This is a genomic window from Pseudoalteromonas sp. TAB23 (genome assembly GCF_000498075.1).
Classification (GTDB): domain Bacteria; phylum Pseudomonadota; class Gammaproteobacteria; order Enterobacterales; family Alteromonadaceae; genus Pseudoalteromonas; species Pseudoalteromonas arctica.
In genome coordinates, this window is record NZ_AUTP01000121.1 from 44,760 (window position 1) to 65,357 (window position 20,598).

Annotated in this window: 17 protein-coding genes; 3 read left to right on the top strand and 14 right to left on the bottom strand. The window is 36.1% G+C overall.

The window, feature by feature from the left end; translation table 11 throughout:
* Nucleotides 1-8: 8 nt before the first annotated feature.
* The 12 genes from L654_RS0104040 to tagH form a co-directional block, all read right to left on the bottom strand.
* Nucleotides 9-788: a type VI secretion system accessory protein TagJ gene (locus L654_RS0104040; RefSeq protein ID WP_024607343.1), complete on the bottom strand. Its 780-nt coding sequence runs from the start codon at nt 786-788 to the stop codon at nt 9-11.
* A gap of 2 nt (nt 789-790) precedes the next feature.
* Nucleotides 791-2,317 (bottom strand): type VI secretion system contractile sheath large subunit, encoded by a 1,527-nt coding sequence (gene tssC / locus L654_RS0104045; protein WP_024607344.1) that lies wholly within the window; start codon nt 2,315-2,317, stop codon nt 791-793.
* Nucleotides 2,318-2,353: 36 nt separating this feature from the next.
* Entirely contained in the window at nt 2,354-3,844 is a 1,491-nt protein-coding gene (gene tssC / locus L654_RS0104050; RefSeq protein ID WP_024607345.1) for a type VI secretion system contractile sheath large subunit, read from the bottom strand.
* Nucleotides 3,841-4,344, bottom strand: a complete 504-nt coding sequence (tssB, locus tag L654_RS0104055) for a type VI secretion system contractile sheath small subunit (protein ID WP_024607346.1) — start codon at nt 4,342-4,344, stop codon at nt 3,841-3,843. Before tssB ends, tssC (L654_RS0104050) begins: the two co-directional genes overlap by 4 nt.
* A 16-nt stretch (nt 4,345-4,360) precedes the next feature.
* Entirely contained in the window at nt 4,361-5,476 is a 1,116-nt protein-coding gene (tssA, locus tag L654_RS0104060) for a type VI secretion system protein TssA (protein ID WP_024607347.1), read from the bottom strand.
* A gap of 200 nt (nt 5,477-5,676) precedes the next feature.
* A complete protein-coding gene (locus tag L654_RS0104065) occupies nt 5,677-6,477 on the bottom strand; it encodes a protein phosphatase 2C domain-containing protein (RefSeq protein ID WP_225305707.1) in 801 nt (266 codons plus the stop codon).
* Complete coding sequence (gene tagF, locus L654_RS0104070; protein WP_024607349.1) at nt 6,467-7,156, bottom strand: type VI secretion system-associated protein TagF; 690 nt, start codon at nt 7,154-7,156, stop codon at nt 6,467-6,469. The genes L654_RS0104065 and tagF overlap by 11 nt, the downstream gene beginning before the upstream one ends.
* Complete coding sequence (tssM, locus tag L654_RS0104075) at nt 7,138-10,647, bottom strand: type VI secretion system membrane subunit TssM (RefSeq protein WP_024607350.1); 3,510 nt, start codon at nt 10,645-10,647, stop codon at nt 7,138-7,140. Before tssM ends, tagF begins: the two co-directional genes overlap by 19 nt.
* A 10-nt stretch (nt 10,648-10,657) precedes the next feature.
* Nucleotides 10,658-11,938, bottom strand: coding sequence for a type VI secretion system protein TssL, long form (gene tssL, locus L654_RS0104080; protein ID WP_024607351.1), 1,281 nt, complete (start codon nt 11,936-11,938; stop codon nt 10,658-10,660).
* Between the two features lie 21 nt (nt 11,939-11,959).
* Nucleotides 11,960-13,288 (bottom strand): type VI secretion system baseplate subunit TssK, encoded by a 1,329-nt coding sequence (gene tssK, locus L654_RS0104085; protein ID WP_024607352.1) that lies wholly within the window; start codon nt 13,286-13,288, stop codon nt 11,960-11,962.
* A gap of 14 nt (nt 13,289-13,302) precedes the next feature.
* Entirely contained in the window at nt 13,303-13,767 is a 465-nt protein-coding gene (tssJ, locus tag L654_RS0104090; RefSeq protein ID WP_024607353.1) for a type VI secretion system lipoprotein TssJ, read from the bottom strand.
* A 14-nt stretch (nt 13,768-13,781) separates the two neighbouring features.
* Nucleotides 13,782-15,056 (bottom strand): type VI secretion system-associated FHA domain protein TagH, encoded by a 1,275-nt coding sequence (gene tagH / locus L654_RS0104095; protein ID WP_024607354.1) that lies wholly within the window; start codon nt 15,054-15,056, stop codon nt 13,782-13,784.
* A 506-nt stretch (nt 15,057-15,562) separates the two neighbouring features.
* On the opposite strand from tagH, the gene L654_RS0104100 reads away from it, so the two are divergent.
* Both L654_RS0104100 and L654_RS0104105 read left to right on the top strand, forming a co-directional pair.
* Nucleotides 15,563-17,533 carry a serine/threonine-protein kinase gene (locus L654_RS0104100; protein WP_024607355.1) on the top strand — a complete coding sequence of 657 codons (1,971 nt, stop codon included), beginning with the start codon at nt 15,563-15,565 and terminating at the stop codon, nt 17,531-17,533.
* A 217-nt stretch (nt 17,534-17,750) separates the two neighbouring features.
* Nucleotides 17,751-18,104: a PEGA domain-containing protein gene (locus tag L654_RS0104105; RefSeq protein WP_024607356.1), complete on the top strand. Its 354-nt coding sequence runs from the start codon at nt 17,751-17,753 to the stop codon at nt 18,102-18,104.
* Between the two features lie 55 nt (nt 18,105-18,159).
* On the opposite strand, the gene L654_RS0104110 is transcribed toward L654_RS0104105, so the two are convergent.
* Nucleotides 18,160-18,552: a DUF1294 domain-containing protein gene (locus L654_RS0104110; protein WP_024607357.1), complete on the bottom strand. Its 393-nt coding sequence runs from the start codon at nt 18,550-18,552 to the stop codon at nt 18,160-18,162.
* Between the two features lie 52 nt (nt 18,553-18,604).
* On the opposite strand from L654_RS0104110, the gene L654_RS0104115 reads away from it, so the two are divergent.
* Nucleotides 18,605-19,135 (top strand): hypothetical protein, encoded by a 531-nt coding sequence (locus tag L654_RS0104115; RefSeq protein ID WP_024607358.1) that lies wholly within the window; start codon nt 18,605-18,607, stop codon nt 19,133-19,135.
* A gap of 45 nt (nt 19,136-19,180) precedes the next feature.
* On the opposite strand, the gene L654_RS0104120 is transcribed toward L654_RS0104115, so the two are convergent.
* A complete protein-coding gene (locus L654_RS0104120; protein ID WP_101162806.1) occupies nt 19,181-20,503 on the bottom strand; it encodes an IS4 family transposase in 1,323 nt (440 codons plus the stop codon).
* Nucleotides 20,504-20,598: the final 95 nt, after the last annotated feature.

A 20,598-nucleotide genomic window follows, 5' to 3' on the forward strand; every position in this document is an offset into this window, starting at 1 on the left:
AAATCAGACTATGCTGTTTCTAAAACGTTTATTTTTAAGTTCGGGATTGTAATTGCTTCGTCATCAACGAATAACATTTTCATTCCTTTACCAATAATAAATTCATCTTGTAATTCTTCCCAGTCAGATACTTGACCTAGCTTTTCTAGTTCACTATTTGAATTAGCGTATACAAGTGGTAAGTGCGCAGTACCAGAGGGACCACCATCTTTAATTGTAATTTCAACTCTTAGCCAAATACTTTCAAGTAGTGATTCATTAGGCTCAACTTTTAATGTTTCAATTTCATTAAAGTTAGCTAAATAAAATTCACCATTAGTCCCTAATACTTCTAAGTAAGGACCTAAACTGTCATCAAGGTCTCTAATTACTGAAGTACCACTTTGTGACGCTTGAACTCTCAATTCTTCCATTTCTTTTGCTAATTTTGCAGCTTCATCAACTTCATTTTCAAGTAGAGCAACGTGCATTCTCAAGAATATAGTATCTAACGCATCTGCATCATGAAACAACTTAGGAATGCCTTTACCTTGGTAAAAATCAACTCTTGATTGTTGCGCACGAATTAAATGGCGAAGATTTACAGCTCCCACAGCAAATTCAGGGTTCTTTTGAACCATGAAATCTAATTGTTTATCGGCTTTTTCAAGTTCGCCATTAATGCAAAGTAGTTCTGCATAAACACTTCTAATATCAAAATTTAGAGGTTCATCTTGAAGCTCCGTAGCGCAACAAGACAGTGCATCAGTGAGTTTCCCCTCACGAATTAAGTTATGTATTTTTTTCATTACTATTCCTTTATTTTATGATGAGGACTGAGCTCAGTAATTAATTTTATACTAGAGACCATCTGATCTAATTGAAAGTGTGGCTGTAACTGTAAAACAGAAAAATAATGACCTGGGTTGGCCTTGTTCTCACTCACTTTTATTCTTGCGTTACTTAATGGGTATTTACTTCGAATATGCTCTGAAGCTGAATCTGATGCTGTTGTGTAATTATTTATCCAAGCTTGTAAATCTCTCTCGCAAGCTTGTGCTGAAATGTAAGAACCAACACGATCACGCGCTAATAATTTCAAATAATGGGCAAAACGCGATACGCATAAAATATATTGCAGCATTGATGATAAGCGAGCATTAATATTCGCAGCACTAGAGTCATAGTTTTTTGTTTTTTGCACTGATGCATTGCTATAAAAAACAACATGTTCAGTGTTAGTCACTGATGAAGCTGGAATAAAACCAAGTTCAGAAAACTGTTTTTCAAACTTACTTGTAACTAGTAAATTTAAAGGAGGCTTAGCCTCTTTTTGATATATATCATTTGCAAAACTATCGCGAGCAAGCCCTGTTACTAACCCTTTGGATATTTTTCCTGGTTCAATTCCTCGAATATGACCAAACCATCCACTTTCACAGTAAGCTCTTATTATTGTTGATACAAACTGATATGAGGCATTTCCCCAAAGCATATCGGTCTCAGGGTCGATAATTTGTTCTTTAAAATAAAAATCTTGATGGCGCTTACCATCATTACTATATGGTGGTCTAACTAATATGTGCGGCAACGTAAAGCCAACAAACCGAGCCTCTTCCATCTTTCGAAAGCTTTGCCATTTTACATATTCTGGTTGTTCAAAGTGATTAAAAAGATCTGAGTAATACCCTAAATCAGAAAAGTAATCAGCTCCAAACAAGTTAGGTGAAGCAGAACAAATAAATGGGGCAAATGCGGCGGCAGCTGTTCTGGATATTTCTTTAATCGTATCTATATCGTTATAGACAGTTCCTGCAGAACATGCATTTGTTATTTCGTAGTCACCTATTACAACTCCAAATGGCTCTCCACCGGCGCTGTCAAATTCGCTTTGATAAAGTACTTGAAAAAACAAGCTCTGGTCAAAGTCAATCGCTTTGTTAACATCTTTAGACAATGTTGCCCAATCACAATTAAGCACCTTAACTTTAACTTTATTTTCTTTATCGTATTGTTCGCTTTGCAGTAACAACCACCATAAATTACGCCAAGTGGCTTCTAATTTTTGAAAGCGGTTATCATGAATAATGATATTCAATTGATTTGATATGAGTTGGTCTAGTTCTACGATTACACGTTGTAGATACGGACCTAGGGATTCTTTATTCCAAGATATAGGAGAATCAGAAGAGCCTTCAAGCCATAATAATAATGCTTTATCAAGGTTTTTTTCATTTAAAAACCTGTCGAGCAAAGCTTCATTATCACTTATTCGAGACTGCGACTTTTGTTGAAAAGCGAAGTCTTGATTTATAAATGAAAACTCTTCGTGATTCATTCTACTGCATTATCCTTAACGCTTAAGATTGGTTAATTAACCAATCTCTGGAATTTTAGCTACAAGACGTAAAGAAGAAGTTAACTCTTCCATTTGCAGCCATGGTTTCAACCAAGCTACAGCATTGTAAGCACCAGGTTGCCCTGGGATCTCTTTAACAGATACTTTTGCATCAGCCAAAGGGTAACGTGCTCTGATGTCCTGGCCACCGCCTTCTGTCGCATTTACATACGATAGAATCCAACGGTTTAACCAAGATTCAACATCTTCTGCTTCCATGAAGCTACCGATTTTGTCACGAGCCATAACTTTAAGGTAATGAGCAAAACGAGATGTTGCCATTAAGTAAGGTAGGCGTGCAGAAATTGCGGCGTTAGCTGTTGCATCCGGCGTAGAATAAATTTGTGGTTTTTGACAGCTTTGACCACCAAAGAACACTGCATAATCAGTATTTTTATAGTGACACAGAGGTAAGAAACCTAGTTTGCTTAACTCAGCTTCACGACGATCCGTAATACCAATTTCAGTAGGACATTTTAGATCTGGGTCGCCATCATCGCTAGTGAAAATATGTGTAGGAAGACCTTCAACTTTACCACCGCCTTCAGCACCACGAATTGCTGTACAGAAACCGTATTGAGCAAAAGCTTTTGTCATATTTGTAGCCATTGCGTATGCAGCGTTACTCCAACAATAATCATTATTATCAGTACTTACTGAACGACCATCTTTAGGCTCAACTTCAAATTCTTCGTAGTTAAACTCTTCGACAGGCTTAGAAGCTGCGCCGTATGGAAGGCGTGATAAGAAACGAGGCATTGTTAATGATACGAAACGAGAATCATCGCTGTCTCTAAACGAGCGCCATTTAGTGTATTCTAATGATTCAAATACTTTTTCTAAATCACGAGGTTTAGTTAGCTCTTCCCAGTTATCGAAACCAAATAACGAAGGTGAAGATGCTGCAATAAATGGACAAAAGCCAGCAGCAGCAACATTAGACATTAAGCTTAATGCTTCAACATCTTCTGGGTGGTTAGTGAATTCGAAATCACCAACTATAGTTCCATAAGGTTCGCCACCAGGTGTACCAAATTCAGATTCGTATATTTTCTTAAACGTTTGGCTTTGATCAAATTCAACGGCTTTACTTAAATCTTTATGAAGCTCTTTTTTCTTCATGTTTAAAACACGGATTTTAAGTGTGCCACTTGTTTCTGAGTTCATCACTAGGTGATGTAAACCACGCCATGAGCCTTCAAGCTTCTGAAATTGCTCACTGTGCATAACAACGCTTAATTGCTTTGATATTTTTTGATCGATTAATTGAATTGCTTCATTAAACGTCACAGTCATATTTTTGTTCCACTGAACTGTACCTTTTAAGGCTTCTTCAGTCAGTGTTTTAAGTAATTCTTCAGCTCGGCTTGCATCAGTCTGTTTTGTTGCACCAATGGCTTGCTCTAGTAAAGATGAACTTACTTCAGTAGTTGACTCTAACTCTGTACTTAATTGTTCTGTACTCATTTTTCAGTCTCCTCTAATTTAAGTTCCTTAGCAATAGAGTCTAAACTTGCAGTATTACTTAGCACTTCTTCTAAAACGTTTTCAAGTTCTTCTGAACGGTCAATTTTTGTCATTAAATCGCGAAGCTTGTTGCGCGTTTCCATTAGCTTACGTAATGGCTCAACCTGGTTTACAACTGCTGCCGGCTCAAAGTCATCTATTGATTTAAAGTTAAGTTTAACGTCAAACTGAGAACCATCATCATTTAATGTATTGTCGACTAATAAATTAAGAGAAGGGCTCATGCGCTTTAAAACATCATTAAAGTTTTCACGATCTATCTGAATGAATCGTCTGTCTTTAAGTGGTTTTAAGGCATCAGCATTATCTCCTGAAAAGTCCCCCATCACACCAACAACAAATGGTAATTCTTTTTTAACCGCTGCACCTTCAGTTTCCACATCATAAGTGATATGTACTCTAGGCTTACGAACTCGTTTTAATTTATCATGGATACTCATTGAGAACTCCTTTTACTTATGTTTCAGTTTCGCTGATTTTAATGCCAGACAACTTAAAGTACCCAGTCCTAGCATCACTATCTGTAATTAATTCATTTAATAACTCAGGTAGCGACAATTCGCTCCATCGAATTACTTGTTCAATCGTGTATGACATTGGTGAATGAGGTTCTGTTTTTCTAAAAAAAGTAGCGATTTCTTTTAATTTTTTAATCGCACTTTCTCTAGAGTTAATCTCATTACTACTCGATTTTTCGATTAACACTTCAACCGAATTATCATCTCCGCCTGTATCAGTATCTTCTTCTACCGCATTTTTTTCTGCTAAAGCAATTTCAGCAGCTTCCAATTTATCAGCTGCTATATGTTTAACTGCTGCAAGTGCAACTTCGAGCGCTTTTTTTATATTAGAAGTAGGCTGAGGTTGATCTGTAACTTTATCCATAACATCACTAAGTATCGAAAACTCCTCGATTGAGTCTTCAATATCTTGTTTTAGAGAAAGAAAAAATTCAGTACTCGTTTCTGCTGCGCTTTTTTCTATTAATTCAAAATCAACAGAGCCTTGCGCTATTTTTTTCTCTCTTTTTTCCTCGTTTAAACGAGAAATGTCATAGCCTTGCTGGTATTCCCAAAAAGAAAAAGCATCTAAACTAACACTGTCAGTTAGGTAAATACTTTTGATCGGTATTATTAAAGTCCCTTCCCCAGCGGTTCCATTTAAACCAACTAGCGCTGAAACTTTATCTGAAATATCATCATCAGTATCTAAAGTTGGATATAAAGACTCAAAATGGTTTTCTAATAAGCTATAAGCAACTTTAAAACCAAATGCTAAACCCTTAAATCCATGAATACGACACAAGGCTTCTATAAGCCATGCTAAATATTCGATATCTTTGCTTTCAGTTTTTATAGCTTCGCTGCATTGTTCTAAAAGCGGTAACCAATCGCGTGAAAGCGATGAGATACCTTGCTCGTCAACCAAAGCATTACGTTCAGCAGCTCGTAACTGATTGCGTAAATCTTTTAAGGCATAATAAGTAGACGTAGGAGAGACATCTGAGCGAGGATCAATACCTGCAATCTCTGTGTCTGAAATAGGGGAGATATATTCTTCTAATAAAAACATTCCGTCGTCCTAATAATTATCCATAAAACTCTAATAAAGCAGAGCGGATTTCATATTACATTCTTTATATTAAATTACAAGCCCAGTTACAATTGTGTTTATACATTAGTTATTACAAATGTATAAACACAATTAGGGCATGAATACTTTAAACATAAAACTTTTAAATAGTGCTAATAAAACAAAAAACTAACTAGACCCTATTTTGTAAATAAGGGAATGGTTGCCTCATCTTGTATATTAAGTATTTCGCCATGGAGATTGTTTTTTGTTTCGTCATACTTAACTAAAATACATGTTACATTATCTCTAGCGCCTCTAACTAACGATGAATGCATTAAAGCCATACCTGAGTCTATAATACTACTTGGCTCTAATGATAAGCGTATATCGTCATCTGACAATTCACCTGTAAGGCCATCCGAACATAAAAGAAATATATCACCTGTTTTAAGTTCGTTTTTAATTACGTCTACTTTAACTTCATCCATTACGCCGACTGCGCGAGTAATTACATTTGAAAGAGGGTGATCTTTTGCCTCTTCGATTGAGATTATTCCCTCATCAATTAAATCATTTACTTGACTATGATCGCGTGAAACTTGTTCAAACTTCCCATTACGTAATAAATAAGCCCGACTATCACCAACCCAAATCACATAGTACACTCCGCCCTTTATAAAAAGAGCCGTCACGGTACTACCAGCGGTTTTGTTATCTAAATATTGCGAACTATAGTTATTTAGTTGTTTATTAGCGTTCTCTATAGCGCTAACGATGTGAGATACATCAAGATCAACTAAATCAAGTTCCTGAACTTTAGCCCTGATAACATCAACAACTAATTGACTAGCGACTTCTCCGGCCTCATGCCCACCCATACCATCAGCAACAACCCATACGTTGTGACTATTAATTTCAACGTGAGCATCTTCATTTAATTGCCTAACAACACCTCGATGGGTAATAGCATAGCTTGTACTAAATTTATTACTTATCACTGTTTTTTACCTGTGTATAATTCCATTCCCAGTGTTTCCATCGTCCATCTAACATAGCAGCGACCTGATTAACCGGTGGCAAGGCGGAAGTTATAACCACCATCGGCTTTATATTACATGACCCATGTGTCCACCAAACGCTATAATCGCCATGCTTTTTGTAGAGTATGGCATGCATCGCATCTTGCAAAATGGTGTTGGTAAGCTCTGTGCCAGAAAACTCAAATGCTTCACCTTGTTTATTTTTGTCTAGAGAGTCAAAAAAATTAACTTGTTTCTTTTCAGAAGGAGCCATTTTGATAGTTTTTGCGAGCTCTTTTCTCCAAGAAAAAAGATCGACAGATCCATCTAGTACTTTTAAAACAGCGTCTTCATACTCTAAAGAAAATACACCAGAGTTTAGAACTTCAATCGGTGCATGGTCTGTATTACTCAATACAGTAAAAGGATAGTGCCTGCCAACGGCATCCATGCTTGGAATAAGTGTTCCCATCACTCCAGTATCACCAACTATATTTGAGCTCAAAGCAAAGTGCCATACAGGGCCAGTTAGATAATTATCCTNTTGTAGCCATTGCTCCCAGTGTTCAGAAAACTCTTTAGAAACATTATCTTGTACAAAATCCCCTAAGCATGGGACTTTGCCAAGGTAACCAATATTTATAATCGCGTCGGACATGAAAACTTCTCTACACTTGTATTCCAAAATGGGTGTCTAATTGACTTAGGCAATAACTCTACTTTTGCATTATTTCCCATAAGTGCAAAATGTAGTTGTAAGTCTTCTCGCGTTTTACTTCGTGTCGCACTCAGCTCATCTAGCATACGATAAAGTGACCACTCTCCAAGGTAAGTTGTATTCATAGAACGGCCACCGTTAGGAGGGGTAAATACAACACGAGTTTTGCTCTGCCCCGTTGCTCCAGGCCAAATAAAGTTAGTCACTTTCAGTGGACCATGACGATAAGTCATAGACTGCCCATCAATTTCTATCATTAAACTAGATACTGTACGGTCAAGTTCAAGTGGTCGTAACCCAAATTCAATTCTTGGTGTATCACTACCACGGTCAAAAAATGCAGTTTGGATCTGATAAGCATGCTCAAACATTTTTAGTGTTTCATTGCTGATACCAATGTCTTTTTCAAATTTCCATGGGCTTGAACTTATATCTACACTAGGTGCAACATAACTGTTGAAAAAGCTGTCTATCGTTCCATTTGGTCCAAAGAAGCGAGTAAAGTCTTTCATGTTAACTTCTTTATCCGCTTGTGGAGAAAATGGGTACCTTCCTACAATCGCTGCATTGTATTCTCGTAGAACTTTACTTTTCCAAATTTCATTTAAGTGTCTGTTTGCACTATTTTTTGTGATATTACTCGTATCTCGGCTTATATCTAATAACCAGCTATTAAACGGGTAAGGTAAGTCACGGCTCTGAAACTCTAATTGACGGATAAAACTTGGCTTACTCTTTCCACTAATTTGATCTTTTATTGAGTATTTAAGTTGATCGCCTCTATCTAGTTTTGTTAAATAAATATTCAGTTCTCTCAAGTTTTTCTGAATATTATCTAACTGCTGTGCATCAATATTAATAACATCTTCAAATGCTTCTTCTACTTGATGACCAGGTAATTTAATATCAAACTTAGGGGCTTCATTAGGTAAAAAACGTTTAATTCTATTAGCCTTCGTTTGCATTGCTATTTCTGCAGCGTTAGCAGCAACTTTACCGGCTGCTTTTTGGTTTTCAGATACAGGTAGCTTTGTTAACTGAACATTTTTTTGCACGGCACTTATAATGTTTTTGATTGGAGCTTCTGAACCCGCTAATACATCAGTAATATTTACACCTTCCGATGGAGAGCTATATTGGTTAAGACTTAAATCATCCAAAAACGATTGCCAATAATATATATAATCTTGAAAATAACGTTGCTCTAATTTCTTCTCAATTTCATCTTTTGAAATATCATAAGTTCCCGAAGCTTCCTCACCATATACCCAACTACTGGCCATTAAATTACCAAGCATTTTGCTTTTTTCTACATTGAAAATGCCGTGGAAGCCATTAAATGTATATAAGCCAGGAATACTTCTTGTTAACTCCCCATTATTTCTAAAAGTAAATTTTTGCGCACTTTCAAAACTAATAATGTCAGTTAATCTAAATGGTGGAATACTACTATTTAAAAAGTCAGCTTGAAGACGTTGATATGCTCTTTCAGCAATAGGAAGTTTAGTTAATTCAGTACGCGCATTACGTACTGCCTGATTATCAATCTCGCTCTGATTTATACCGTTCCCTAATAATGCAGTAATGTGACCCATTAATTCATTTCTGGTTTGAATGCTCTTATCACCAGGTAAACTTCTTTCTAAGTAAGCACTAAACCAAACAGTAATATCTTCGCTATCAAAATACTCAGGCTGAAATAACATTAAATAACACTTTAACGTTTCATATAAATAACTTAAATGCTCAGGATGAGCCTCCATCTCTTTAATCAGCGTGTTACTTATAAATGGTTCTAAATATGTTTGCAACGAACGGTCATATGCATTAACAGATGATTCTCTAATTTCATTTAGTTTGTTAAAACCAAATGAAGGAGAGTCTTGCACATTAAATAAATCTGAATTGCTCGCTGGTAAGTCTCTTAATGCATTTAGCCTATCGTTTAACACTAATAAGTTATTTCTATCAAATGAAGCTGAATCTAGCTCTTGGTATGTTGTGACTGCTTCCTCTGTTGCAGAAATTAAATTGCTATTCCAAGCAAAACTAAAATACCATGAAATTGAAAAGCCAAACAAAGCAACACAAGCAAGTGAGATACTCGCGATACGTAACCATTTATTTTGTTTATCATGGTGTTTGTTAGTACTTGCTAAGTTTTGCTCCGGAAAAATAACGCTTTCCAAAACATTTTTTATAAAAAAACTTTTTGATTGGTTTATATAATCTGTTTTTCCGGCATTAACATCATTCAAGAAACTTGATGGTGTACCTTCTTGGGTCGCACTTGTTAAATATACGCCCCTGAACATTGGTAACTCTTCATATGCATTAGGAGTAAAAATTTCTTTTAAAAACCCATCAGCTACGCCTTGCAACACTCTAAGCTGCCTAGGGAACTCAAAAATCTTAGCTCGTATAGCTTGATTACGCTCGTTAATAAGTCGACGATTAAGCATTTCGGTTAATTTAGAAATTAAAGAATGAAACTCTTTATTAAAAGCTTCAACCTGCGTATCTTTTGCCAAATCCAGCTCAAAAGTTACGCCCCAAACCTGCTCACATTCTTCTTCTGTTAATTCGCCAAAAAACTCTCTAAACCCTTCTATTAAATCAACTTTTGAAAAAATAACATATACAGGGAATGTCATTCCTAGTTGATTTTGAAGTTCTTGAAGCCTCTGTTTAATTGCACGTGCATGCAAGTTTCGCTCAGTTTTGGTTTGACTCATCAACTCTGAGATACCCATACTGATCATCACACCATTAATTGGTCTCAAAGGACGGTACTTTCTCAGTAAGCCTAAAAAGCCTTCCCACGCTCTAGAGTCATGTTTTGCATGGCTATTTTGAGTCGTGTACCTTCCTGCGGTATCAATTAATACAGCTTTATTAGTAAACCACCAATCACAGTTTCGAGTCCCACCAATACCATGAACTAAATCTACACCAAGCTTATCCTTCAAAGGATAATCTAGACCAGAGTTATGTATTACGGTGGTCTTGCCAGCTCCAGGTGGCCCAATCATTATATACCACGGTAACTGGTAAATATTTTTACCTTTAAACAGTTTTACGTCTTTTAACAAGTCTATAGCTTCATTCATTCTTGTTTTTAAAGTCGTAATTTCTTCATTTACTTCATTACTGTTTGAGTCATCACTATCAATTAACTCATCAGCCATTTTTTCGTCTCTTTTACTTTGCTGAACTAGACTATATATTTTTGAAACTGAGAATATTAGTAGTACAAATAAAATAGTAAGCAGCCGGGAAGCTATACTCGCTAGAGGCACATAATCTGCAACTGCAATTAAAGGGCCGCCAAACCAAATTAATAATGATAAAGCAATAAATCCAATGATCAGCATTGCAGTGCGTGATGTAAGCGCGTAAGTCATTTTTTTAAATTTTTGTGAGAAACTCATTTCAGCCTCATTAAAATAATAGATCGATTTCAATTCGTCGGTTTAATGACCGAGAAGCTGAATCTGAATTACTGGCAATTGGCTCTGCAGCGCCTTTTCCTTCAGGCCATAAACGGCCGCTAAGGTTCGTGCTTTTTGCCATAGAATTAGCTACCTGAGTAGCTCTAGCAAGAGAAAGGTGCCAATTGGATGGATATCTATCTGTACTAATTGGAGTATCGTCTGTATGACCAGTAATTAATATACGTCCTTTTGTACCTTCTAAACTAAGCGCTAGCTTTTCTAATATAGGTTGAAATGATGGTAATAATTTTGAGTCACCTTGGTTAAACAAGCTTTCACTGTTTATAGTAATTCTGATTCGATCATGAGTTTTGTTTATTTCAACAATCCCCATTTTTATTTCAGTTTGTAATAACTGCTCTAAAACTAATAATTGCTGATCTTTTTTATCAACAGTCTGATCATTTGCTAAAGGGTGAATTATTGACAATTTTTCATTCACTGAAAAAACTTCATCATTTAATTTCATGTTAATAAATAAGTAAACAGCTAATAGCACTAGCCCTAAAACTGAAAAAATAACCCAAAGTGGTATTTGATTTCTAAGCTCAACACCTGCGGCTACTCTTTGTTTCCAATTTGGTGAAAGCTTGTTATTTACAGGTCCATTGAGTTGATTCAATAAATGGTAAATCTGCGAACGATACTCTTCTACTTTGTTATCGCCGATTGTATCTAGCCTATACTTACCTTTAAAACCTAGATTTAAACAATGATATTGTAACTCTAAAAATTGTTCATTTTTTTCTGGTTGGGAAAGTGAGTCATCTAAAAGAGTATAAAAATATTCACCACCAAACGTTTCTTTATGAAAGGTAGACAACAAGCTTTCATCAGCCCATTCCATTGAACTCCATTTTGAATTTAATACAGACTCGTCGAGTATTGCGCACAAGCAGTAACGTGCATTATTAATCACATCTTTAGATAAATGTTGATTACGCACTTCCATTTCAAAACGTTTTATTGCTTCTACGCAGCGATGTTTTAAAGCAGCTAAATTAGTCATTTCTACAGATTGACTAATAGAGATAACAATAGAGAAGCAATCTGTCGCAGCTTCTAAAAGTGGGTTTTTAAATATAGATATTTTTGTATTACTTGGCAGTTTAGTCGATGCTGACTCAACCGACATAACCGTTTTATCTGCATCACTATTAATATTTGTATTATTTGATGTCTCACGCCCTCGTCTACCAGGGCGTGGTTTGATAATGGTTTCGTCCATTGAAACTCTTCCTTTTAAAAGTTAAGTTCTGATAGCCCAAAGGCTCAATTGAAGTTCTGGGTAGCTACCTGACAAGTGAATAGCAATACCTCCGCTCGAACGAAGTTTTTCCCAATGTTCCCCATGTTTGTTTAATTCAAAATAATGAAAACCTGCATGGTAAGGAATTTGTCTCGGGGCTGTTGGCAAGCTACTAATTGTTATGCCGGGAATTTGATTGTTTACCAAATCGCGTATTGTTTCTACACTGCCAATTTTGATCTGTGAAGGTAGTATCTTACGAAGTTCTTCATGCGGAACACTTGCTTTGATAGCTAAAATGAACTGAGCTGAGTTAAGCACTGATTTATCTTTTAGCGCTCCAAATGAAATACCAAACTTACTTTGCTCAAGCTTAATTTCAGTTGCAGTTTGCTCAATTACATGACTTAAGGATTGATATAAAAAGCTAACGACTTCACTAAAGACTTGCCCTAAATTTTTATGATCATATTTAGGAAGTTTAGGAACTCGCTTATTAACTGTACTGAAGGTAGATAACTCACCAGCAAGCTCAATAAGTCTAATATAAAGCACATTAGGATGTAGATTGTTAACTGATAATAAATTATCAAAAACAGCGTCATACTTATTTAGCGTCTGAAGCATAATAAAGTCAGCAACAGAAGTACTACCAGCATAACCTTGGCATAACCGCACAGCGATACTTTCTGAGCGCTGCTTTATCATAGAGCCTATTTCACGAACTAACCCAAGAAGGGGCTTGCATTGCCCTACTTTCAAAGAAGCTGGGATATATTTGCTATCTAATTTGATTTGGCCTTCGCTACTTACTTCTAAAATTCTTGCTAAAGGAAGTAGTATGTAACCAGAATGATCGTCTGAAGATAAGACTAATTTGCTATATATTTTTGCTACTTGAATAATTTCTTGTGATTGCGCACCAATAAAGTCATCGCTTACCGACAAGTCATTTAACTTATAACGAGTGACAATATTTTCTTCGGGCGCTGAAATATTAATCCCGCTATTTTTTAAAGCAGGTATTGCCAAATAAACAATCTCATCATACACATCTTTTCCAACAACTAATGGTTCAGGAAGAGATGTAGACTGTGGCATGTCAATAGGAATTAAATCAGGTGTTATGGCTGATAAAGCTTCAATTGCAAACTGACCTGAATTTAATAACTCTGTATCAATAGCAATTTCAAGTATTCCCCACGGATCAGCAAGGTTACCGCTGCAAACTTGCTTAATAACATTAGAAATATGTTTATCTGATTGTTGGAAGTGTTGAGGCCTTAAGAACATCCCTTCAGTCCATGCAACACGAGTGTTATCACCCATTTTAAAATCCTTTTTTATTGCTCTCTCATGTATGTAGCAATTGCTTCTACATTAACATCAATATCATCGTAGCCTGTTGGATCAACTTCTATTACAGCTCTCCACCTTGCTTGATCAATATTTCTATATGCGACAACTACGCCTACGTAACGAGTATTTCGATTCAGACTCATTTTATATTTTTGTACTGAGTTTGGTTGTAATTCAAGCTCATCTTTTTTAAGTAAATCGGGGCCAAGTATTTTTTCAGGTGTATCGTATAAGCTGAAGAAATCTTGTGTATCAAAAATGGTTCTGGAACTAAGCTCAAATATTTTCATCACTACTGGTGATGGTCTATCAGATGTGTCCGGATTTACATTTTTAGAAACATTGATTTTTAAATCTGTAGATGCTGGAACAATTCTATTAACTGTTGAACATCCTAATACTAAAAATAATAAACTAAAACTCATTAAGTAGAGCTTAACTTTATGCATTATTTCATTCCTTCCTAGTGCGTATCTTTAATTTTATCATTATATGCATTTAAGAAATCATCCGACAGAGCCAGCGCCCCCTTTGAATTAACTTCTTGCGAAAGATCATCATGTAAACTCTGATATAACTTCCAACATTTAGACTCGAGTTGACCGGGGATAATTTTAAGTACATTGATGCTTTCATTTGCCTGGCGACTAATGTGCTGAGGAGAAACTTGAGCTAACATCCCTTTAAGAACACCATCAGCACCTGCTAGTAAAGCATGCTCATGTCTACGTGTATCTATAAAGCTTTCTTTTATAGATTCCTTAGATGAAAGGAAGCTTGCACTATTCCTTATGAATAAATTCTGAATAACATCATCTATATCGGCAGAAAATTTCAATGGATTATTTTGTTGCGTCTGAAACATTGTATGGTTTAATCTTAATTGACTTTTAACATGCGCTCTTTGACGCAGAGACTCCATAAGCTCATTAAGCATTAGATTCAAACCTTGGCCCATTTCATACCAAAGCTCTTTTGTATTAAGTGAGCTTTGTAATTCAGCTTTAACTCCTAGCCCTTTCAAAAATGCATCAGATAAAGACGAATCACTCTGTGGCTCTGTTTGTTTTACACGTTGGGGCGTAGGTTCGATATGCCTTACTTCTGGTATTGCTTTTTCAGACGAGGGAGCAATCGGCATTTCTAATTTTTCTGTGATTACATCATTTTTATTTTCGGTAACATGATGCTCACTATTCATCAAACGAGATAAGTCATCCCAATCTTCAGGTATTTGGTTCCCTGAATTTGAAAAATCACTTTGAACCATAGAAACAGTAGGCATCGACTCATCTAAAATAGAGTCATTTAAAAAGCTATGTGATTGTGAAAAAGAATCAGCCTGTGTTTCTAATTGCTTATCATCATTTCGGTTACTAGGTATAACTTTATGGCTTTGTGAAGAGGCAACTGTTTGTTGCTCAACTAATTTAACTTCAATCTGGAAGTCACCAATTGTAAGCACATCATTGTCTGAAAGGCGTTGTTTATTGCCTTGGCCTAAGGGAGACACACCAAAATTTATATAAATACCATTAGTAGAATTATCGTAAATAGAGAACGAATCACCTTCTTTTTCTATTTTACCATGCCTACTAGATATAATTTTTTCAGGATCGGGAAGATGCCATTCACATGACTCAGAGCGGCCGAATGTAAGCGTATCTTTTACTGTCTTAGAAGCTTCAATTTCAGGTGAGAGTCTATGATAACTAGTTATGTTTAGTATCAGTTCCATTTGATATGTTAGTCCCATAAATCTACAATTTCGCTAGGATAAAGTACAAGCGAAACTATTGTCAACATTGAAATTAATATATAAACAGAGACTTAATTCCCTTTAATCCTAAAAGCAGCTAATAAATAGCGCTAATAATGATTTTATAGTGCGCCTTGTTTAACTCATGTTATCTACTTTTATGCTTTTAATACGTACCTTCCACTTTTTTCTTTCCATATAACTCTGCATAGCTCTAAAACCGGATAACCCCTTTAATTTACATTCTATCTAATCGTTCTTTTATTTTAGTTTAGTTTAGTATTTAAATTATAAAAGCATAGAGAAAATCATATCGAAGTAAAAAGGTGTTGGGCTGTGAGTATAGATGTAAATATTCAACAATTGAAACATTGCTATAATAAGCATTTTTTGTAAAAATACATGCGAATATCAGAGGGAAAATTGATAATAACCACAAAAACACCTTTGCAATTATTTAAATTAACACAATAAAAGGATTTATAATGAGCGGTACTAATAATTCTAACGATAAAACCCAGATTGCTTCACTTGCTTCTAGTTCAAAAAAAGCATTACCTAAAAATAAAATAAATCTACTTGGTAAGAAAATATCTAATCGCTACTTAGTTGAAGAGCTTATTGGTCAAGGTGGAATGTGCTACATATACCGTGCTAGAGATACTTTTTTAGAAAACGCAGGCCGCTCTGAAGCATTTGTTGCAATAAAAGTATTGCAGGAAGAGTTTTCAAATTCAGAAGAAGCAATTTCACTCTTAAAAGATGAGACAGCTAAAACGCAGCAACTTTCCCACCCTAGTATCGTTAAAGTATTTTCAGCCGATTCAGATGGCGATTTATATTATGTGACAATGGAACTCATCGAAGGTGAAACTTTAGAGCAAATAATAAAAAGAAATAAACCCTCTGGTATGGCGTTTAAAAAAGCCAAAGTGATTTTGGAACAGTTATCAGATGCGCTTATCTATGCTCACTCTAGAGGCGTTATACATAATGACCTTAAACCATCTAATATAATATTCGATAGTAATGGTAATCTTAAGGTACTCGACTTCGGAATAGCTAAACATAAAAGCATAGAAGATGCTTACGCAGTTAATAGTAATACAGATCTAGGTACAATTGGTGGGTATACCCCAACTTATGCAAGCCCAGAGCAACTAAGTGGCGCTGAAGCATCTGTTAAAGATGATGTGTTTTCATTTGCATGTATCGCATTTGAGCTACTTAGCAGTAAGCACCCTTTTAACCGAGTTTCTGCCGATAAGCTTTCGAAAAACACTTCAGCTTCACGCCCTAGTCATTGTCCTATTTGGCTTTGGAAAAGTTTAAAAAAGGCATTATCACTAGAGTCATCACAACGTGAGAGTTCCTTACTACCAATTCAAAATAAACTTAAATCTAATTTAAAACCGACTATTGCCTTAGTTGCTATTTCAGTTGTCTTAGCTGTACTTGCAGGCCAATACCATGTTTCGAATAATGGCAGCACAAAACAATTACAGGCAAAACTTGATAACGCGAATGCTATCAACCAACAAGTTGAAACTTGGATGTCATGGAGTGGACCTGAAATATTAGATAAGCTAGGAGAAATCCCTCCACAATACGAAGTCTTAAAACAAGGTTTATTGAGAGTTAATCAAACTAGTATATTAGATAGCTTCGACACTAGGGCGAGTAGAACAAATAATAGCGCTAATAAATTTAAAGATTTTGATAAAACTATTCAAGTCTATTCTAAAGCTTTGGAGTACTACCCAGATTCAGAAACGCTTTCTGTGCAATTAGAAAGTGTTCTTAGAGAACGCCAGTCTATAATTTTTGATATAACATCAAGAATTAATCTACTGCTGGAGCAATCCCGTTATAACGAAGTTGACAACAATAGTATCCCCCAACTAATTAAAGACCTTAACGAAGTTGATAGCACATATGTATATCAACCTTCACCAGAGCATTTTGAAAATTTCAAATTAACACTTAATCAAGCAGTTGAAAGTGATGATGTAGTTTCGCAAAAAGCGCTACTGAGTGTAGGTAAAGCGATATTTACTGACAGCCAAAAAGCAGAGCTTCTTTTTAGCGATTTATTAAAAAGAGAATCAGCTATTGATGCATTAACTGCATACAAAGAGATAATAGATAAAGGTGAACAAGTAAACTTTCCTACATCTGATGCTGTTGTATTTTATCAACCAAGATTTCAACGCTATAGCGCGCAACTAGATAAAATAGAAGACTATAAAGAGTTACTTGAATTTGAAGAACTAGTTAACTTAGAATCGAATGAATTACCTGCAGATTTCTCTCTTTTGGTTGAGTTAAAACAGGAGCTATCAAGAAGATACATAACGATGGCAAATACATTAATGAAACGAAAAATGTATAGAACTGCTGAGCAACTAGTAGAGAGAAGCGAAGCCATAACGCAATCTTTAGATAGTATGCTGTAATATATAATTTTATATCAATGAGTTAAAATCCCCTTTTAGCTACTTATAGAAAGGTGCTTTAAGATATTAGAATTACGGCAATTGAATACAGGGCGGATACATATTAAACTATCCGCCAGTTTATTTTAAAACGAAGGTCAAGGACGACGAGTTAGATATACTCTCCCCAGATTTTTCGTGACACTCAACACTTTTACAATGATCTAATGGAGTACCGATGAAAAATTTAAGCGCACTTGCAGCAATATTATTACTAGCTGGTTGTTCAACAACGTCAACTGATAAAACAGAACAAGTTGTTGAGGAAGTTGTTACTGAGACTCAAGTTGTAGTAGAGGAAGTAGCTGCACCAATTTCATTAACAGTTATTACTAACCCTGCTGATGCTCGCGTTCGTATTATGAATATCAACCCTGTTTACAAAGCTGGTATTGAGCTTAAAGAAGGTAAATACGATATTGAAGTAAGCAAAGCAGGATACCTTACTTACAGAAAATGGGTTTCAGTTGATAAAAAAACAATACTAACTGTTGAACTCGATACAATGGAAGCAAGCCAATCGGCTCAATAAGCTTCTCAGTACGTTTTAGTTTATATGTCTTAGCCTGGTTAATTTAATAACTGGCCTAAGGCATATTAAATCCTTCATAAAGCCACAAATATCCTACTGCGAAATAACTACCAATATTAATTAAAATACATAACCACAACACAATAATAAAACGTCGCTTTTGCGATTTATGACGAAGTAATTGTTGAGCAAGTAATGCCCCCGGCCATCCTCCAAATAATGCAAGTAGTTGCAGTGTGCGCTCTGGCGTGCGGTTTACTTTTTTATGTGAAGAGCGCTTAGCTTGTCGCTTATCCCACGCGTACATTAAAAAAGTGATAGCACTTAATACACTTATATAACCAGGTACATATATTGGTATATAAACAGGTAAGTATTGCAGCGGGTAAGCTAACCAAATGGCAGCTAAATAAAGCAATGAGAACGTGATTAATATTTTCTTTATCAATTAATTGTCACCTATACTGGGCTTATAAGAGCCTAACAACGAGAGCCAAATTATGACATATTTTAAATCGCTATTCTTAGCATTATGTTTATGCACATTTAGTAGCTTTGCTAATGAAACTGCCAGTAACCTTGATAAAGAGCTAGAAGTGTTTAAACCTTACTTAGGAACGTGGCAAGCAGACTTTAAAGTACCAGAAGGCGCTAAAAAAACACAAGATGTTGGCCGTTGGGAACGCGCTTTAAACGGTAAAGCTATTCGTACCATGCACTCGATTAACGAGGGTGAGTATGGCGGTGAGTCGATGATTTTTTATGATAGCAAAAAGAAGTCACTCGTATTTTATTATTTCACTACGGCAGGATTTTACACTAGAGGCACAATAACGGTATTAAGCCCTACTCAGTTTGTAGCCTATGAAGAAGTAACAGGCAGTAAAGAGGGGGTGACTAAGGTTAAATCTACTAGTGATTTAAAAGACGATAAGTTTATTGTATCGACCTCTTACCTTAAAAAGGGTGAATGGACTAAGCCCGAAAGCAGAAGTTATACACGCAGTAAAAAAACGGTTAAATTTAAATAGCCGCGATTTATAAACACAAAAAAGGCAGCCTAGGCTTAATGCCAGTCAGTTAAGCTGACTGGCATTTTTCTTTTTATGGGGATACTTAGATGGTTTTGGCTTAACCCATCGGGGGTATCTTCTATCCTCTCGTCTAGCTGGAAGCTTAAATAAGACCAGTGTATTGAGTAAGTGCTGCCAGTGTATTGGAATGTTCCCTGGACTCATTATAGATACTGACGAGAAATACTGAATGACAGCCATCGAACTGCTAGAGAAACTAAGCTGGTTAGGCCATATCCCTGTAACTGTCGCCGCCATCGTCATTATTCTTCGTATTAAATTATAGGCGAGTAACACGCCCCATAGCTCCTGACGCACCATGTCTGGACGCTTGCTTCTTAAATGGTATGCGCTATCAAGCATGGTTTGTTTGATTTCTCTAAACCCAAGTTCTATCTCCCAACGATGACAATATAATTCAACAATTTCATTACCTGGATAACGCAATCTATCCGTCATCGAGGTTAATATACGGTAGCTTTTGCCCTTTATTGTTTTACTGATTAATCTCGCTTTAATCGTTTCAGGAACATCGGGAAAGTTTTTTTGTGCATGCTTTGTTGTTTTCAATTCAATGATATGGTCATTTTTACCCGCGCTGGAGATGATTTCATACTGTAAGTCGGGCCTTGCTGGTATCAGCCAGTGCCTCATCTTCCCAGTTTGGTGCCAACGATTTAACAGGCCTAAAGAATAATATCCTTTATCAAACATAGTCAGTGAATTATCTGGTGTACGTTCAATTAAACGCTCAGCTAATTTCATCTCGTTGGTTTTATAGTTATCAAACTCGCTACTGAGCAGTTGATGGCTGGTCAATTCCATATGACAGACCATGCGTATTTGAGGAAAGGCTGTATCACCGTATTGGTTGCTACCAGAAGAGAAGGCTTTACGATTATCAGGCGTGTCGGCTGTTCGCCACACAACACCGTCAACAGCTAATAGGTTCAAGCCATTCCATGTTTCGAATGACTGTTGCTTATACATTGATTGAGCAGATTTATTGAAAACGTGTTTAACGGAATCATCACCTAACCTTTGTCTCGCTTGTACCATCGCACTTGGAGCAACGAGTTGGTTCTTGCCAGGTAACATGATATCTAGCTTATTAGCGATATTCCAAACCGATTCTTTTCGAAACAATGCCATGCCAATAACTGACCACAAAACGGCCTCAAGCGGTAACCTTCGCTTACGAACGGTTGCAATCCCAGCTTGTTGAAAACCTTGTTCAATGATTTCAGGGTCAAGAATTTCTGATAATTTTTCAAAGGTATGGTATCGGCTGCTTTCTTCAAGTGTTGCTTGCAGTGCTTGTTCTATATTCACAAAAAAATCCGTAGTTAGTTTCCTAACTACGGATTTTGCATGATCGTTTGGATCGGTCAACCGGTCATTTTCTTAACTGATCGGCATTA

Bases quoted from the DNA above. Each gene is read 5' to 3' on its own strand.
- L654_RS0104040 (WP_024607343.1), bottom strand. From the start codon at position 788: ATGAAAAAAATACATAACTTAATTCGTGAGGGGAAACTCACTGATGCA.
- tssC (WP_024607344.1), bottom strand. From the start codon at position 2,317: ATGAATCACGAAGAGTTTTCATTTATAAATCAAGACTTCGCTTTTCAA.
- tssC (WP_024607345.1), bottom strand. From the start codon at position 3,844: ATGAGTACAGAACAATTAAGTACAGAGTTAGAGTCAACTACTGAAGTA.
- tssB (WP_024607346.1), bottom strand. From the start codon at position 4,344: ATGAGTATCCATGATAAATTAAAACGAGTTCGTAAGCCTAGAGTACAT.
- tssA (WP_024607347.1), bottom strand. From the start codon at position 5,476: ATGTTTTTATTAGAAGAATATATCTCCCCTATTTCAGACACAGAGATT.
- tssM (WP_024607350.1), bottom strand. From the start codon at position 10,647: ATGAGTTTCTCACAAAAATTTAAAAAAATGACTTACGCGCTTACATCA.
- tssL (WP_024607351.1), bottom strand. From the start codon at position 11,938: ATGGACGAAACCATTATCAAACCACGCCCTGGTAGACGAGGGCGTGAG.
- tssK (WP_024607352.1), bottom strand. From the start codon at position 13,288: ATGGGTGATAACACTCGTGTTGCATGGACTGAAGGGATGTTCTTAAGG.
- tssJ (WP_024607353.1), bottom strand. From the start codon at position 13,767: ATGCATAAAGTTAAGCTCTACTTAATGAGTTTTAGTTTATTATTTTTA.
- tagH (WP_024607354.1), bottom strand. From the start codon at position 15,056: ATGGAACTGATACTAAACATAACTAGTTATCATAGACTCTCACCTGAA.
- L654_RS0104100 (WP_024607355.1), top strand. From the start codon at position 15,563: ATGAGCGGTACTAATAATTCTAACGATAAAACCCAGATTGCTTCACTT.
- L654_RS0104105 (WP_024607356.1), top strand. From the start codon at position 17,751: ATGAAAAATTTAAGCGCACTTGCAGCAATATTATTACTAGCTGGTTGT.
- L654_RS0104115 (WP_024607358.1), top strand. From the start codon at position 18,605: ATGACATATTTTAAATCGCTATTCTTAGCATTATGTTTATGCACATTT.